Origin of the sequence: Mycobacterium sp. RTGN5 (assembly GCF_033804465.1) — a bacterium.
Taxonomy (GTDB): Bacteria; Actinomycetota; Actinomycetes; order Mycobacteriales; family Mycobacteriaceae; genus Mycobacterium.
The window spans coordinates 947,717-962,836 of sequence record NZ_JAPZLA010000001.1; the positions used below are offsets into that span (position 1 = coordinate 947,717).

The window sequence follows — 15,120 nt, forward strand, 5'->3', positions numbered from 1 at the left end:
CAGATGGCCAAGCGGCTAGATCTCAAAGACGTCAACATCTACTACGGTTCGTTCCACGCTGTCGCCGACGTGTCGATGTCGGTGCCGCCGCGCAACGTGACCGCGTTCATCGGGCCGTCGGGCTGTGGCAAGTCCACAGTGCTGCGCACGCTCAATCGCATGCACGAGGTCATCCCGGGTGCCCGGGTCGAGGGTTCGGTTTTACTCGACGGTGAGGACATCTACGCCTCCGGGGTCGACCCGGTGGGTGTGCGCAAGACCATCGGCATGGTCTTCCAGCGGCCGAATCCGTTCCCCACCATGTCGATTCGCGACAATGTGGTGGCCGGCCTGAAGCTGCAGGGTGTGCGTAATCGCAAGGTGCTCGATGAGACCTGCGAACGCTCGCTCAAGGGCGCCAATCTGTGGAACGAGGTCAAGGACCGCCTCGAGAAGCCCGGCGGCGGTCTGTCCGGCGGTCAGCAGCAGCGCCTGTGTATTGCCCGCGCCATCGCCGTTCAGCCCGACGTGCTGTTGATGGACGAGCCCTGCTCGGCGCTGGACCCGATCTCCACGCTGGCGATCGAGGATCTGATCTCCGAACTCAAGCAGGAGTTCACGATCGTCATCGTCACGCACAACATGCAGCAGGCCGCGCGCGTCAGCGATCAGACCGCATTCTTCAACCTCGAGGCCACCGGCAAGCCCGGGCGCCTGGTCGAGATCGACGACACCGAGAAGATCTTCTCCAACCCGAGCCAGAAGGCCACCGAGGACTACATCTCCGGCCGCTTCGGCTAGGGCCACAGGCACGAAAAATCCGGTATCGCTTGGCGATACCGGATTTTTTGGGTGCCGAGGCAGGGCCTCAGTGGGTTGCGATTTCCTCTTCCTCAGGCAGCCGGCCGGTCACCTGGAAGATCACGCGCCGGGAGATCTCGACGGCGTGATCGGCGAAGCGCTCGTAGAACCGGCCCAGCAGCGTCACGTCCACCGCGGCGGCCACGCCGTGCTTCCACTCGCGATCCATCAGCACGGTGAACAGATGCCGGTGCAGATCGTCCATCGCATCGTCTTCCTCGCGGATGCGGCGAGCCTTCTCCGGATCCCGGGACAGCAGTACCTCGCGCGCGCTGTTCCCCAATTCGACTGCAACACGGCCCATTTCGGCGAAGTAGCCGTTCACTTCTTCGGGCAGCGCATGTTGGGGGTGACGACGGCGGGCGATCTTGGCGACGTGCAGTGCCAGCGCTCCCATCCGGTCGACGTCGGCGACGATCTGAATCGAGCTGACGATGGCCCGCAGATCGCCGGCCACCGGCGCCTGCAGGGCCAGCAGCACGAACGCCGCTTCCTCTGCGCGGGCGCTGGCCGCCGAGATCTGGTCGTGGTCGGTGATGACTTGCTCGGCAAGCACCAGGTCGGCCTGCAACAGCGACTGGGTCGCCCGTTCCATAGCAAGTCCGGCCAGCCGGCACATGTCGGCCAGCTGGTTGGTCAGAGCATCGAGTTGCTCGTGGTACGCGGTGCGCATGGCATTCACCCTACTTTCTGCATGCACGCTCAGTATGCCGAGGCGGGGTGAACGAACGGTGAATGAAAGCAAACTCCGCCGTGCCTCGGGCGGGGCTTATTCGCAGGTCACATCCGCGGCGTTGGTGACCGTGAGGTCTTCGGGCAGCTCGGTGGGGGTGCTCTTGGAGTTGTGGCTCACGTGCACGCTGACCGTGGACCCGCTCGGCGGGGGCGTTCCGACGGCGCTGAAGTCGGGTCCGAGCACCACCTGAACGGTGCTCTTCAGTCCATCCACCCGCTCCATCTGCGCGGCGGGGAATGCCGCGGCGACGGTGGCGGCGGCCTGCTCGTTGCCCGCCGAGAACATCACCGTCGTCGTGGTGACGGGGCCGCCCGAATAATCATCGGGATCCAGCACGTGGAAACCGTGTTCGCGCAACGCGGCGGCGGCGGTGGCACCCAGCCCGTCCTGGCCGGTGGAATTGGAGACCTTCACGTTGATGTCGTGCGGATCGGTCGTCACGGCGTTGACCAACTCGGTCTGTGTCGTGTCGGCCTGCTGTTCGACGGGGTTCGGCTTGGCGGCCTGAAGGGTCTTCTGCGCCGCGGTCATCGGACTCGTCGTCGCGTTGGTGTCGTTCTCGCCCGGCAGCGGGTCATCGTTGATGATCGCGTCGAACAACCCGCGGATGTCCTCGGTTCGCGGTGGCTCGTTGCCGTCGGCGTCGGTGATTCCGGTGGTGGGGACGGTGACGAAGGTGATGCGGCCGGCGTTGACGCCCTGCAATGACTGCCCGAGGTCGACGAGATCCTTGGTTCTGACGTTGTCCACGTAGGTGTCGTCGATGAACATGTTCACCACGTTGTTGAGCTTGCTGAGGCTGAACAGCGTGTCCTTGGAGATGATCGACCGCAGCAGCGAGGACAGGAACAGCTGCTGGCGTTTGATCCGGCCGTAGTCACCGTTGAGCTCGGTCGTCACTTGGCGGGCGCGCACATAGTTCAGCGCGGTGTGCCCGTCGAGCGTCTGGTGCCCGGCACTGGCGAGGACCGTGCCCAGCTCGTAGTCCGCCAGCGGGGTGGTGCTGCAGACGTCGACCCCGCCGAGGGCGTCGACCATCTTGGAGAACCCGGCGAAGTCGACCGCCATGAACCGGTTGATCGACAGCCCGGACATCTTCTGGATGACCTTCACCAGGCACTTCGGCCCGCCGTATGCGTACGCCGAGTTCAGTTTCGTCTCGGTGTAGCGGTAGTCGTCGCTAGTCTGGCCGGTGTATTTGTCCACGACCGGGCCGTATTTGCCGTTGTCGGGGTCCCACGCCTGGCAATAGGCCGGGGTGATCGCGAGGTCGCGGGGGAACGACACCACGACGACGCGCTTACGGTCGGCGGGGATATTGACCAGCATCACGGTGTCCGAGCGGGCTCCGTCGGCGTCCTCGGTGGTGCCGGCCCCAACCTCGCCGTTGGCGCCGGTCCGGGTGTCCACCCCGACAATCAGGAAGTTCTCGTCACCGAACTGGGCGTTGGGGTCGACGATGTCACGCGAGTTGGGATCAAGCGCCGCGACGTTGCGCAGCAGTTCGTTTTTGGTGGATTGCCACTGCCAGGCACCCCCGGTCAGCACCAGCGCTGACACCGCGAACAGTGCCGCCGCGGACCGGCCGGCCAGCAGCACGGGCTTGAACGCCCTGGTCTTCTTTTTCTTGGTGCTCGTCGGCGCGGCCGGAGTAGCCGGATCCGGATCGGCTACCAGCGGACGCCTGGCCCGGTTGAGCGCTTCGAGGTCGGGCAAGTCGTCGGCGTAGGCGGCGCTCACCACCGGGATCGGCACGGTGAGATCGGCGGAGTCGTCGGCGGGCGGTGGAACGTCGGCGCGGTGGCGGGTGGGCTCCACGGGCGGTGTGGAGCCCGAAAGCTTGGCGATCAGGTCGGCGACGGTCACACCCTCGGTGTGACTACCGCTCGGCGGGGGAGTCGCCGGTGTGCGGTTCGAGGCTGCCGCTGCGCGCTCCCAGGGAGCGGCGCCGGCTCCCGATCGCGGTGCCCGCGGCACCCGCTCGCCCTCGTCGGGGGCGTGGTGCTGGCCGGGCGTGGCGTTGCCGCCATCACTCATATTCCAGTCGCCTCCGACTCTGGTGCGGTGTTGCGCGTCGACGCGCCTGCAGCTCGGTGCGGTTGTGTCGTGCTTTGGGCCGGGCGCCGATGCGCGGCCGTCTCAACCGTTCTATGTCTTGTAGCAGTACTCGGTGGGGGTTCGCCACTCCGGCCGCCCACATAACAAGATCACCATCGTACTGAGACAACCCCGCTGGCCGCTAGCTCGCCCGGATGTCGAGACCGTCTCGGTTCAGCCGCCGGAGCTCATGACATCGGCCCCCATCGGCACCGTGCAGTCGTCCGGATCGTTGAGCCAGCCCTCCGGGAGCGTGACCGACGACGCGGATCCCTGACGCCCCCGGGGCCCGGTAGCAGCTAGCGGGAACGGGACGTCGCGATCCAGCCGGTCGAGCAGGATATCGAGCTCGGCCAGCGTCTTGACCAGGGCCAATGCCCGTCTGACGTCGGCGCCGGCCGGAAAGCCGTGCAGGTACCAGGCAACGTGCTTGCGGATATCCCGCATGCCCTTGTCCTCACCGAAGTGATCGGCCAGCAGCGCGCCGTGGCGGCGGACGATATCGGTGACTTCGCCCAGAGTCGGCGGGGTCGGGCTGGGCGAGCCGGTGAACGCCGCCGACAGCTCCGCGAACAACCACGGCCGACCCAGACAGCCGCGGCCGATGACGACTCCGTCACATCCGGTCGCCGCCATCATCGCGAGGGCGTCATTGGCCTCAAAGATGTCACCGTTTCCCAGCACCGGAATCGTCGTCACAGCTTCTTTGAGGAGCCCGATCTGCTCCCAGTCGGCGGTCCCCGAATAGCGCTGGGCGGCGGTTCTGGCGTGCAGTGCCACCGCGGCGGCGCCTTCTTGTTCGGCGATCCGGCCGGCATCGAGGTGGGTGCGATGGGCGTCGTCGATCCCGATCCGGAACTTGACCGTCACGGGGACCGAGGTGCCCTCGGTGGCGCGGACGGCGGCGGCCACGATCTGGCCGAAGAGGCGCCGTTTGTAGGGCAGGGCCGCGCCGCCTCCGCGGCGGGTGACCTTGGGTACCGGGCAGCCGAAGTTCATGTCGATGTGATCGGCGAGGTTCTCCTCGACGATCATCTTGGCGGCCTCATAGGTAGTGGCCGGGTCCACGGTGTACAGCTGCAATGACCGGGGCGATTCCGCTGGGTCGAACGTCGTCATGTGCATGGTGACGGGATGACGCTCGACGAGCGCTCGGGCCGTCACCATCTCGCACACGTAGAGCCCGCTGACCGTTCCGGCCCGTTCTTCCTCGAGTTCGCGGCACAGGGTGCGGAACGCGACGTTCGTGACACCGGCCATGGGCGCCAACACAACCGGGCTACGGAGGGCGAAGGGCCCGATCCGCAGCCCGGTGGCAGCCTGTGTGTTCTCGACTATGTTGCCGCCCCGGCCAGTGCCTTGGCGCTGCGCTTCTCGGCGAGCCGTGCGTCACGCTCGAGCTTGCGCGACTTCGCCTCTTCGAACTTGTCGCAGGTGTCCTCGAGCTCCTTGATCAGCTCGGCCAGATCGTCGCGCATCGTTGCGGCTTCGCCGGTGAAATCGTCGCGCTCGAAGATGCGCCACTTCTTCAGCACCGGCATCACGACGTCGTCGAGGTGGATGCGCGGGTCGTACACGCCGCCCATGGCGATGATGACGGCCTTGCGCCGGAAGTCCGGCACGGTGTAGCCGGGCATCTTGAAGTTGCGCAGCACCCGGTGCAGCGACGCCATCGCCTGGTTGGGGGCGATAGCGAAGCTGGCCTCGCTGACGTCGCGATAGAAGATCATGTGCAGGTTCTCGTCGTTGGAGATCCTGGCCAGCAGTTGCTCGGCGACCGGGTCGTTGCAGGCCTTGCCGGTGTTGCGGTGCGACACCCGGGTGGCGAGCTCCTGGAAGCTGACGTACATCACCGAGTCGAACAGGCTGTCGGCGAACATGTCGCCCTGCTGGTTCTGGCCGGGCGAGAAGCCGCGGGCCATCTGCTCCACGCGAAGCTCTTCGAGCTCCACCGGATCGCAGTTGCGGGTGACCACCAGGTAGTCGCGGATCGCGATCCCATGCCGGTTCTCCTCGGCCGTCCACCGGTTGACCCAGTAGCCCCAGGCGCCGTCCATGGAGAAGTTCATCGCGATCTCGCGGTGATAGGAGGGCAGGTTGTCCTCGGTCAGGAGGTTCTGCACCATCGCCGTGCGCGCGACTTCCGACAGCTTGGACTGCTCGGGATCCCAGTCCTGGCCGCCGAGGGCGTAGTAGTTCTTGCCCTCCGACCAGGGGATGTAGTCGTGGGGGTTCCAGTCCTTCGCCATCGTGAGGTGGCGGTTGATGAGCTTCTCCGCCACCGGTTCCAGCTCGCGCAGGAGATCGAGGTCGGTCAGGTCTTGCGACATGAACCCTCCAGTTATCTGTTCCTAGTGGTAGCAGTCAATATATCTGTGTATCCCGGTGACATTCAAGTTCCCGTCCCCGGCATGTCGTTTTAGTTCGCGGGCCTGCCACTCAAGGTAGGGTCTTGGCCGAGTCAGTCGGGGGTGGCTGTATGCCCGCGTGGATCTCGGAGCGATGAGGCAAATCACCCGAATGATCGCCGTCGAATGGCGTTTCAAACACGGCGGTTATCGCGACAGTCTGTCAGCAATGGAGATTCGGTCATGACGAAACGATGCGCATTTCTCGCTGCCGGTGTTGCCGGCGTCGTGGCTCTGTCGCCGCTGACGTCCGGAATAGCCTTCGCGGATAACGATTACGCGGGCCAGACCTACGCCGACGCGACGAAGGCAATCACGGCGACCGGTGGCACAGAGACGATCGCCACTGTTGTGGGGGATCAAGTGCCGACCGCCCAGTGTCGGGTCACCGGTTCGCGGAACGCCAGCTTCCTGGACTCGAGTGGAAACAACCCCGGCGGCCGAATCCTCCTCGACCTCAATTGCAATGCCGACCTGGCCTCGCCCGGCAACCCTGGCAATTCCGTCGGCAGCCCTCAGGGCCAGCAGACTTTGCAGGAACAGCAGGCCCAGCAGCAAGCCCAAGCGCAGCAGAACGTCGGCGACGAACTGCTGCAAGCTGGCGATGCGCCTGGCCAACCAGCTCCGATCCCTGGCAGATAGTTCGTCAGGCGCCGCTCGAGGGCCTGTTCGGCCAGCCTGCGAACTCCGGCGGTGCGGAGTACCATTTGCGCACTGGTCCCACCAGCAATTAGTACGCGAATGCACAGGCAACGCACATGTCCGGAGGTCGCAAGACGTGAAGAAGCAATTGGCCATTGGCATCGGCGCTGTTGGTGCAGCGGCGGCATCGTTTGTGGTGTTCGGTTCTGGCGTCGCATCGGCGATCAACGAGTACGCAGGACAGACCTATGCGGACGCCTCACAGGCGATCAGTAGCGCGGGTCAATCGGCGACGATCGCGACCCGGGTGGGCAGCTTCCTGCCGACCGACCAGTGCATGGTCACCGGATCGCGCAGCGCCGACTTCCTTGACTCCAGTGGCACAAACGCCGGTAACCGGGTGCTGCTGTACCTGAACTGCAACAACACGTTCGCGACTGCCGGCGTGCCGGGCAATTCGATCGGCAGCCCGGAAGGCCGTGCGGCCCGCTCCGACTACGAGCAGAAGCTCGCCGAGGCGCAGGCCGAAGCGCAGCAGAGCGAGGCCGATGAACTCGAGCAGACCGGCAACGTTCCGGGTGAGGCCGGTCAGGTCGCCGGCGGATAACTCGCCGTGCGGCTGAGCAGCAGGTCGACGCAGTAGGCGATGAACTGCTCGCGGGAGGCCGCCAGTCGGCCGTCCAGGTAAGCGGTGAACAACGCGGTCAGCGCACCGATCAGACCGGTGGCCATCATTTTCTGCAACACCGGATCGCTGATCGCCGTCAGCTTGCTCTGCAGCAGCTCGATGAAATTCGGCATCCACTCCGCCCCGGAGTGGACGAGCACCGCTTCTACCTGCGGCGCCAACAGCAGCACGCGACCCCGCACCGGATCGTCGACCATCAGGGCCACGAACCGCTCGACCGCCTCCTGCGGCGTACCCGCCGACATCAGCGCCGTCATCGCGCGATTGCACACGTCGTCGTAGACGGCCCGCACGAACTCGTCCCGGTCAGAAAAGCTCTCGTAGAAATACCGCTCGGTCAGGCCGGCATGCCGGCAGACCGCTCGCACCGTCAGTGCCGGGCCGCCCGCGCTGCCGAGCAGGATCACCCCGGCGGCGATCAGCTCGTCGCGGCGCAGCGCCTGGCGGTCCGGCAGGGGGACGCCCGACCAGCGGCCCCGTCGTTGACCCGAGGTCACATCCCTCCTAAACTATTGTGACAACGCGTGTAGTCAAAGTGCCCCGCACGCCATTGGGAAGGTCACCAGTTGAGTCAAGATACGTCCGACGCGTGCCCCGTCACCAGCGACGCCGCGCAGGCGGCCCCTGGTTGCCCGGTAACCGGGGGATCGTATGACGCTCCGCTCGATGTGCTCGGGCCCGACTCGCTGACATGGCAATACTTCGGCGACTGGCGCGGCCTGTTGCAGGGGCCGTGGGCCGGCTCGATGCAGAACATGCATCCTCAGCTCGGTGCGGCCGTCGAGGAGCATTCGATCTTCTTCATGGAGCGCCTGCCACGGCTGCTGCGATCGCTGTACCCGATCGGCGGTGTGGTGTTCGACGGCGATCGGGCACCGATGACCGGCGCCGAGGTCCGCGACTACCACATCCCGATCAAAGGTGTTGACTCCCAAGGGCGTCGGTACAGCGCACTGAACCCTGACGTCTTTTATTGGGCCCACTCAACGTTTTTCATGGGCACCGTCCTGACCGCCGAATACTTCGGGGACGGCCTCACCGAGGACCAGAAGCGTCAGCTGTTCGACGAGCACGTGACCTGGTACCGGATGTACGGCATGAGCATGCGCCCGGTCCCGGGCAGCTGGGAAGAATTCCAGGTCTACTGGGACCACATGTGTCGCAACGTCCTGGAGAACAACTGGGCCACCCGGCAGGTCCTCGACCTGTCCACAATGCCGAAACATCCCTCGCTGCAATGGATTCCGAATTTCTTGTGGTCGGCCTATCTCAAGGCGTTCGGACCGTTCGCGATCTGGGTGACGGTCGGCCTCTACGACCAGCCGGTCCGCGAGTTGATGGGCTACACGTGGTCCACGCGTGACGCGCGCCTGCACCGGCTGTTCGGCCGGTCCGTCAATCTGGCATTCAAACTGTTGCCCAAGCGGCGTCGAATGCACCCACGCGCCCGCACCGGATGGGACCGGGCGACCGGCCGGATTCCGGCCGATGCGCCGTTGATCCACACCCCGGCTCGCAATCTGCCGCCAGCGGGGGAGCGCGACAAGGGAATTCACTACTTGGGCGAAGCCTGCCCGGTCCTACACACGCCCTCGGCCTAGCCCGCTAAAGCACACACTCCCTTTGCGGGCCACCGATGTGCCCGGGTCAGCAACCTCGGGGTCGGCGTGTGCGATCCTTGCCAGCGCAAGTTTCGCAGCGCAGGGTCATTGCCATCGCACAGAGGGTGGGGAGTTCGGAGCGCGCGAGCGTTCGGCAGCGGTGGCGACGAGAATCGTCTAGCCGGTCGCAATGACGTAGACGTCAAATATTTTGCGGGGCAGTGAGACCCCACGACATCACCGCATATGACGCGGCGAAAGCGATGTCGTCGATGTCCTCTTCATTGCCGCCGATTCGCCGAACCTGTTCGGCGATGGCATAGCGGATGACGTCGGTCGAGGTGAGCAAGGGGTGACTCATGTCTACTCCTGTGGCGCGCGTGATCGGGTTTTCCAGCACCCCCGATGCGTTAACTGTCCTGTACCCACCACGGGTATTTTTCACACGCCAGCTAACCGTGTTGTTATCGAAGTTTTATTCGGCCCGCCGCAGGACGGCCGGGATGGTCAGCGCCAGGATCTTCAGGTCCAGAGCAAGCGACCAGTTCTCGATGTAGTAGTTGTCCCACTCGGCGCGATCGGCGATGGATGTCTGCCCGCGTAAGCCGTGCACCTGGGCCCAGCCGGTGACGCCGGCTCGCACTCGATGACGCTCGCCGTAGCGCTGGATCTGCGCCTCGAACAGCTCCACGAATTCCGGCCGCTCCGGTCGCGGGCCCACCAGACTCATCTCACCGCGGAGCACGTTGATGAACTGCGGCAGTTCGTCGAGCGACGTGGCGCGCAAGATTTTGCCGATCTTGGTGCGCCGGTCGATGCCCTCCACACCGCCGGGCGCAGCGCCCGTCTTCAGCTGGAACGCGGCATCGGAGGCATCGGACGGGCGCATTGAGCGGAACTTGAGGCACCCGAAGATTCGTCCGTCACGGCCGATGCGCGGCTGGCTGAAGAAGATCGGCCCCGGCGAACTCAGCTTCACGAGCAGCACCAGCGTCAGGAACACCGGCGAGATCACCAGCAGGAGGAACCCGGCCATCACCCGGTCGAAGACGTGCTTGACCAAGAACTGCCATCCGCGGGGATCGGTGTGGGGCAATGCCAGCAGCGGCGTACCGCCGATGTGCTCGATCCGCGCGCGCTCGCCGATCGTGTCGAACATGCGCGGCACGACCCACACGCGCAGTCCATTCTGATGAGCCGTTCGGACCACGTGGGTGAGCACCTGGTCCTGGGTGCGGGAAAACGCGATCACGACGTTCTGGGCACCGGTCAGCCGGATCGCTTGGTCGATGTTCTCCGGTGGTCCCAGCCAGGGAAGATCGGGTCGCGGGTCGCCAGGTTGGCCGAACCACGGCTCGGCGTCGACAATGCCGACCGGGCCGAGGCCGTAAACCGGGAATTCTTCCAATCGGCTGATGATGTGCCCGGCAACCCGGCCGTTTCCGACGATCAGGGTCGGTGCAACGAGGTGATTGTGTCGCCGCAAACTGCGCTGGATGATGACGCGGACCAGCCGTCCGAACGGCATGAGTACCGCGGCGCAGACCCATATCTTCAGCACGGTCGAGCCCGGCCGACCGCTCTCGTGGGCGAGCAGCATGCCACTGAGCAAGAACATCGACGCGATGGCCACCGTCGACTCGATGGGCCCGATCTCGTCGAGGAAATCCCGGTTGAGGCGCCGCCGATAGCCCCCGCGCAAGGCGAGCATGCTGATCACGACGGGCACGTACAGGATGGCCAGCCAGAGGTCGGGCGGGTAGTCATGGGTCGACATCGCCCACTGCGCACCGGCGAAGGTCGCCACCGAGGCCGACAGCACGTCGATGGAGACGGTGATGATTGTGCTCAAGGGGTCGGTGCGCACCCGCTCGGCAAACGTCTTGCGGTGGACGGGCAGCTTGCCGGTACTTACCGGCGTCGCCGGCTCATTCTCGACGTGAAGGATCCGTATCGCCATGATCCGCTCACATCACCCGCCGTACCACACGGCGGACGCTACCCGATTTCGCTACCCGTCGCGTCATGTATTCCCCCGTGTGGTGAACATTGGCAACCATCACACGTCGCGCGGATCGGCGAGTAGCCTCTGGCGCGCGACAACGGCGAGATCGTTGAGGATCTGGATCTGGCCACTGGACCAGTGGCGCGGACGACTGTCCCAGGTGCACAACGTTCCAACGGCATAACCCTTGCTGTCGAGCAAGGGAATCCCGGCGTACGCCAGCACCCCGCCGCCGCGTACCGCCGGATGATCCGACAGCAGGGGATGCGCTCTGGTGTCGTCGACGACCAGAGCCTCCCGGCTCGCGACGGTGAATTTGCACACCGACATCTCGAGCGGCGCCACCCGGGGCATCACCTCGTCGCTCGTGTTGGATCCGGCGAGGACCTGCCGGTCGGGATAGACGATCGACACCGCGGCCATCGGGGTACCCAGAGCCTCGGCGGCCAAGACCGCGATGCGATCGAGGCTCGGGTTTCGGTCGTCGTCGTACTTGCCGAGGCGGTCGAGTGACTCCAGGCGTTCGGGGTCGGATACCGCGTCTTCGACAATCGAGTCGACGGCACTCTGCTCGCCAGAGAGTAGGTCGACGACCGCGCGCACCGTGGCGTCGTGTTCGGGCCCGGCCAATCGCGCGATCACGTGTCGGCCGGTCGCTCGGTCGACGCCGTGGCGCGGACCTCGGCCCTCGCTGTCCGCGGGTTGCGGCGCCGTGTCGTTCATGTCGTTCACGATAGGTCCCCCCGACCATTGACGGGTGATCTCGGAAAGGTCTGCTCCGCTGGACTGTTCGTCGGCCCGTGCTGTGCCCCCACCAGGGCTCGAACCTGGGACCTGCGGATTAAAAGTCCGTAGCTCTACCGACTGAGCTATAGGGGCGCGACGCACACAATACTGCCTTCGATGGGGTTGCTCGTTTTGGGATTGAGCCTGCTGTGCCCTAAGCTAACGACGCTCTAACGTGCACTCGTTGTGAGTACCCCGGAGTGATTCGGTTCTGGCCCCCATCGTCTAGTGGCCTAGGACGCCGCCCTTTCACGGCGGTAGCACGGGTTCGAATCCCGTTGGGGGTACGCGTGACGACGGCAACGTCGGAGCGAGTAGTAAACGCAGGAAGTAAGGCCCTGTGGCGCAGTTGGTTAGCGCGCCGCCCTGTCACGGCGGAGGTCGCGGGTTCGAGTCCCGTCAGGGTCGCCATTGCGGCGAGGCACACGTGCCTTCCGGCCAGGTAGCTCAGTTGGTACGAGCGTCCGCCTGAAAAGCGGAAGGTCGCCGGTTCGATCCCGGCCCTGGCCACTTCGATTGATTCCCGCATTTCGTCGGGCCGTTTCCCGTTACCCAGATCGCCGCCTGTTGACCTACTGCAGCTCTTGCCGTATGCCTTACAGTTGACGCGACTTGAGCGGACCCGCGCGAGCGTTCACCGGAGGCCGAATGTCGGAAATTGCAGTGCAACGCGCGGTGGTCATCGGTGGCGCATCGGGAATCGGCTGGGCGGTGGCGCAGGGACTGGCCGCCGGCGGACGGCAGGTCACCGTCGCCGACCGCAACGCCGAGGGCGCAGCCGAGCGGGCGGCCGAACTCGGCGCACCGCATGACGCCGCCGGGGTGGACGTCACCGACGAGGCCAGCGTCGCCGCGCTGTTCGAGCGCACCGGGGGAATCGACATCGTGGTGAACACCGCCGGATTCGGTGGCTTCGGCCGCATCACCGAACAGCCCGTCGAGGACTTCCGGGCGATCGTCGACTGCTGCCTCACCGGCGGATTCATCGTCATGAAGCACGCGGGCCGGCAACTGCGCGAGGGGGGATCGCTGGTCTCGATCACCTCGCTCAACGCCCGACTTGCCGCGCCGGGCATGAGCGCCTACTGCTCGGCCAAGGCCGGGCTGGCCATGCTCACGCAGGTCGCTGCCCTGGAATTGGGTCCCCGCGGGATCCGGGTCAACGCCGTCTCACCGGGTTTCGTCCACACCCCGCTGACCGAACTGGTCACGTTGGCCGACGGTGTGCTCGAGGACTACATCGACAACACCCCGCTCGGCCGGGTCGGCGTCCCCGAGGACGTCGCCGAGGCAGTGCTGTTCCTGTGCTCGGATCAAGCCTCCTGGCTCACCGGTGAGGTCCTCGACCTCAACGGCGGCGCCCACCTCAAGCGCTATCCCGACGTGCTTGCCCACGTCGACCGGATGGCTTCGGCGTGACGCGGTTCACCGGGCAGCAGACGATCGTCACCGGCGCCGGCTCGGGAATCGGCGCGGCACTGTGTCGGGCGCTGGCGGGCGCCGGCGCCGACGTGCTGTGCACCGACATCGACGGCGCTGCCGCCGAACGCACCGCTGCGTCGTTGAGCAAGCCGGGGACCGCACTGCAGCTCGACGTCACTGACGCGGCCGCCGTCCAGAGCGCCGTCGACGATGTCGTGGCGCGCACCGGCCGAATCGACTTGTTGTTCAACAACGCCGGCATCACCTGGGGCGGGGACACCGAACTGCTCACCCTGGACCAGTGGAACGCGATCATCGACGTGAACATCCGCGGTGTCGTGCACGGGGTGCACGCCGCCTACCCGCACATGGTCCGCCAACAGAGCGGCCACATCGTCAACACCGCATCGATGGCGGGCTTGGCTGCGGCGGGCCGGATCACCAGCTATGTCATGACCAAGCATGCGATTGTCGGGCTGTCGCTGGCGCTGCGCACCGAGGCCGTCGGCCACGGGGTCGGCGTGCTGGCCATCTGTCCGACCGCGGTGGACACCCCGATTCTGGACAAGGGCTGGCTCGGCGATTTCAACGGCCGCGAGTTCTACCAAATGGGCCAGCGCAGTGAGACGTTCTATAGCCCCGATCAGCTGGCCGCCGATACGCTGCGGGCGATCGAACGCAACAAGGCCCTCCTGGTCGCACCGCGTCAGGCTCGCATGGCATGGCTTTTCGCACGCCTGGCGCCTGGCTTGCTCAACCGGATGGCTGCGCGGTTCGTCGACAAACAACGCACCGACAGAAGGCCACCCACACCATGAGCGCACCGACCGCGATTCCCCGCTACCCCTCCGATGTCACCGGCGGCTGGCTGGCCGGCATCCTGAGCCGTCCCGGTGCACCCGTCGAGGTCGAAGCTGTCGAGGTGGCGCCGGTCGGCACGGGTCAAACGGGCGCCACGTTCCGCATCAAGGCGACCTATGCCGCAGGCGGCGGCAACCTGCCCGCCAGCTTCATCCTGAAATTGCCCGCAGGCGACGACGCCGTCCGGGACCGGGTGACCCTCGGCTACCGCAGCGAGTGCGCGTTCTATCAATCCGTCGCCGAGCTGGTGACGATCCCGATTCCGCAGTGCTACCACGTCGACATCGCCGACGACGGAGCCAGTTACGCACTTCTGCTGGCCGACCAGGCCCCGGCCGTTCAGGGCGACCAGATAGCCGGCTGCGACCTGCCCGAGGCGCGCCTCGCGGTACGTGCGCTGGCAGGTCTGCACGGACCCACGTGGTGCGACCCGCGGTGGCAGACCTTTCCCGGCCTCGCGATGTCGGTCACCGGTGAGGACGCGATCCGCGGCCTCGGCGACATCTCCAAGATGGCCGCAGGCATCACTATCGAGAAGCTCGGGGCCAGGCTGAATGCCGAGGACGCCGAAACCCTGGTCGCAGCAATGGATTTGGTGACGCCTTGGCTGCTTAACGCGCCGGATCGGTTCGCGCTGCTGCACGGCGACTACCGGCTGGACAATCTACTCTTCGACGGCGAGCGGGTCAGCGTCGTCGACTGGCAGACGCTGGGTGTCGGGCTGGCCGGCCGCGACCTGGCCTACTTCACCGGGACCAGCCTGGAGCCGGGCGTGCGGGCCGAGGCCGAAAGAGATCTGGTCGCCGAATATCACCGGGCCCTTCTCGATACCGGGGTCAGCGACTACGACGCGGAAACCTGCTGGCACGACTACCTTCTCGGCATGATCCAGGTCCCACTGATCTCCGCGTTGGGCTGTGCGTTCGCGGTGGAAACCGAACGCGGTGACGACATGATGGGCGCGATGCTGCGCCGCGGCTGTGCGGCCATCCGCGAGCTGGGCACACTCGAGCTGATAACGAGCTAGGAGCACA

General features: G+C 65.8%; 15 protein-coding genes and 4 tRNA genes. 10 read left to right on the forward strand and 9 right to left on the reverse strand.

Features of this window, described 5'->3' with window-relative positions:
* Nucleotides 1-3: 3 nt before the first annotated feature.
* On the forward strand, nucleotides 4-780 hold the full coding sequence (gene pstB, locus SLQ31_RS04630) for a phosphate ABC transporter ATP-binding protein PstB (RefSeq protein ID WP_319430068.1): 777 nt from the start codon (nucleotides 4-6) through the stop codon (nucleotides 778-780).
* 67 nt (nucleotides 781-847) lie between these two features.
* Here the strand turns inward: pstB and phoU are convergent, their stop codons facing one another.
* From phoU to SLQ31_RS04650, 4 genes are all read right to left on the reverse strand, one after another.
* Nucleotides 848-1,513: a phosphate signaling complex protein PhoU gene (gene phoU / locus SLQ31_RS04635; RefSeq protein ID WP_319430070.1), complete on the reverse strand. Its 666-nt coding sequence runs from the start codon at nucleotides 1,511-1,513 to the stop codon at nucleotides 848-850.
* A gap of 96 nt (nucleotides 1,514-1,609) precedes the next feature.
* On the reverse strand, nucleotides 1,610-3,613 hold the full coding sequence (locus SLQ31_RS04640; protein WP_319430072.1) for an LCP family protein: 2,004 nt from the start codon (nucleotides 3,611-3,613) through the stop codon (nucleotides 1,610-1,612).
* A 234-nt stretch (nucleotides 3,614-3,847) separates the two neighbouring features.
* A complete protein-coding gene (dusB, locus tag SLQ31_RS04645) occupies nucleotides 3,848-5,011 on the reverse strand; it encodes a tRNA dihydrouridine synthase DusB (protein ID WP_413641886.1) in 1,164 nt (387 codons plus the stop codon).
* Nucleotides 5,008-6,003: an acyl-ACP desaturase gene (locus SLQ31_RS04650; RefSeq protein ID WP_319430074.1), complete on the reverse strand. Its 996-nt coding sequence runs from the start codon at nucleotides 6,001-6,003 to the stop codon at nucleotides 5,008-5,010. Before SLQ31_RS04650 ends, dusB begins: the two co-directional genes overlap by 4 nt.
* Before the next feature lie 261 nt (nucleotides 6,004-6,264).
* On the opposite strand from SLQ31_RS04650, the gene SLQ31_RS04655 reads away from it, so the two are divergent.
* Nucleotides 6,265-6,723: a hypothetical protein gene (locus tag SLQ31_RS04655; protein WP_319430076.1), complete on the forward strand. Its 459-nt coding sequence runs from the start codon at nucleotides 6,265-6,267 to the stop codon at nucleotides 6,721-6,723.
* Nucleotides 6,724-6,859: 136 nt separating this feature from the next.
* Nucleotides 6,860-7,330, forward strand: coding sequence for a hypothetical protein (locus SLQ31_RS04660; protein ID WP_319430078.1), 471 nt, complete (start codon nucleotides 6,860-6,862; stop codon nucleotides 7,328-7,330).
* Here SLQ31_RS04660 and SLQ31_RS04665 read toward each other — a convergent pair.
* The gene (locus SLQ31_RS04665) at nucleotides 7,312-7,908 is read right to left on the reverse strand and encodes a TetR/AcrR family transcriptional regulator (protein WP_319430080.1); all 597 of its coding nucleotides are present in this window, start codon (nucleotides 7,906-7,908) and stop codon (nucleotides 7,312-7,314) included. The two genes, SLQ31_RS04660 and SLQ31_RS04665, sit on opposite strands and share 19 nt — an antisense overlap.
* Nucleotides 7,909-7,977: 69 nt before the next feature.
* Between SLQ31_RS04665 and SLQ31_RS04670 the strand changes: the two genes are divergently transcribed.
* Nucleotides 7,978-9,012, forward strand: coding sequence for an oxygenase MpaB family protein (locus SLQ31_RS04670; protein WP_319430082.1), 1,035 nt, complete (start codon nucleotides 7,978-7,980; stop codon nucleotides 9,010-9,012).
* A gap of 202 nt (nucleotides 9,013-9,214) precedes the next feature.
* Here SLQ31_RS04670 and SLQ31_RS04675 read toward each other — a convergent pair whose 3' ends face one another.
* From SLQ31_RS04675 to SLQ31_RS04690, 4 genes are all read right to left on the reverse strand, one after another.
* Entirely contained in the window at nucleotides 9,215-9,373 is a 159-nt protein-coding gene (locus SLQ31_RS04675) for a hypothetical protein (protein WP_319430084.1), read from the reverse strand.
* A gap of 114 nt (nucleotides 9,374-9,487) precedes the next feature.
* Entirely contained in the window at nucleotides 9,488-10,972 is a 1,485-nt protein-coding gene (locus tag SLQ31_RS04680; RefSeq protein WP_319430086.1) for a sugar transferase, read from the reverse strand.
* A gap of 99 nt (nucleotides 10,973-11,071) precedes the next feature.
* Nucleotides 11,072-11,740, reverse strand: coding sequence for a GAF domain-containing protein (locus tag SLQ31_RS04685; protein ID WP_319430088.1), 669 nt, complete (start codon nucleotides 11,738-11,740; stop codon nucleotides 11,072-11,074).
* An 83-nt stretch (nucleotides 11,741-11,823) separates the two neighbouring features.
* Nucleotides 11,824-11,896, reverse strand: a tRNA-Lys gene (locus tag SLQ31_RS04690).
* A 121-nt stretch (nucleotides 11,897-12,017) separates the two neighbouring features.
* On the opposite strand from SLQ31_RS04690, the gene SLQ31_RS04695 reads away from it, so the two are divergent.
* From SLQ31_RS04695 to SLQ31_RS04720, 6 genes are all read left to right on the forward strand, one after another.
* Nucleotides 12,018-12,090, forward strand: a tRNA-Glu gene (locus SLQ31_RS04695).
* Nucleotides 12,091-12,137: 47 nt separating this feature from the next.
* Nucleotides 12,138-12,214, forward strand: a tRNA-Asp gene (locus SLQ31_RS04700).
* Between the two features lie 25 nt (nucleotides 12,215-12,239).
* Nucleotides 12,240-12,313 (forward strand) — tRNA-Phe (locus tag SLQ31_RS04705).
* 138 nt (nucleotides 12,314-12,451) lie between these two features.
* Entirely contained in the window at nucleotides 12,452-13,222 is a 771-nt protein-coding gene (locus SLQ31_RS04710; protein ID WP_319430090.1) for an SDR family oxidoreductase, read from the forward strand.
* A complete protein-coding gene (locus SLQ31_RS04715; protein ID WP_319430092.1) occupies nucleotides 13,219-14,043 on the forward strand; it encodes an SDR family NAD(P)-dependent oxidoreductase in 825 nt (274 codons plus the stop codon). Before SLQ31_RS04710 ends, SLQ31_RS04715 begins: the two co-directional genes overlap by 4 nt.
* Nucleotides 14,040-15,113 (forward strand): phosphotransferase family protein, encoded by a 1,074-nt coding sequence (locus SLQ31_RS04720; protein ID WP_319430094.1) that lies wholly within the window; start codon nucleotides 14,040-14,042, stop codon nucleotides 15,111-15,113. Before SLQ31_RS04715 ends, SLQ31_RS04720 begins: the two co-directional genes overlap by 4 nt.
* Nucleotides 15,114-15,120: the final 7 nt, after the last annotated feature.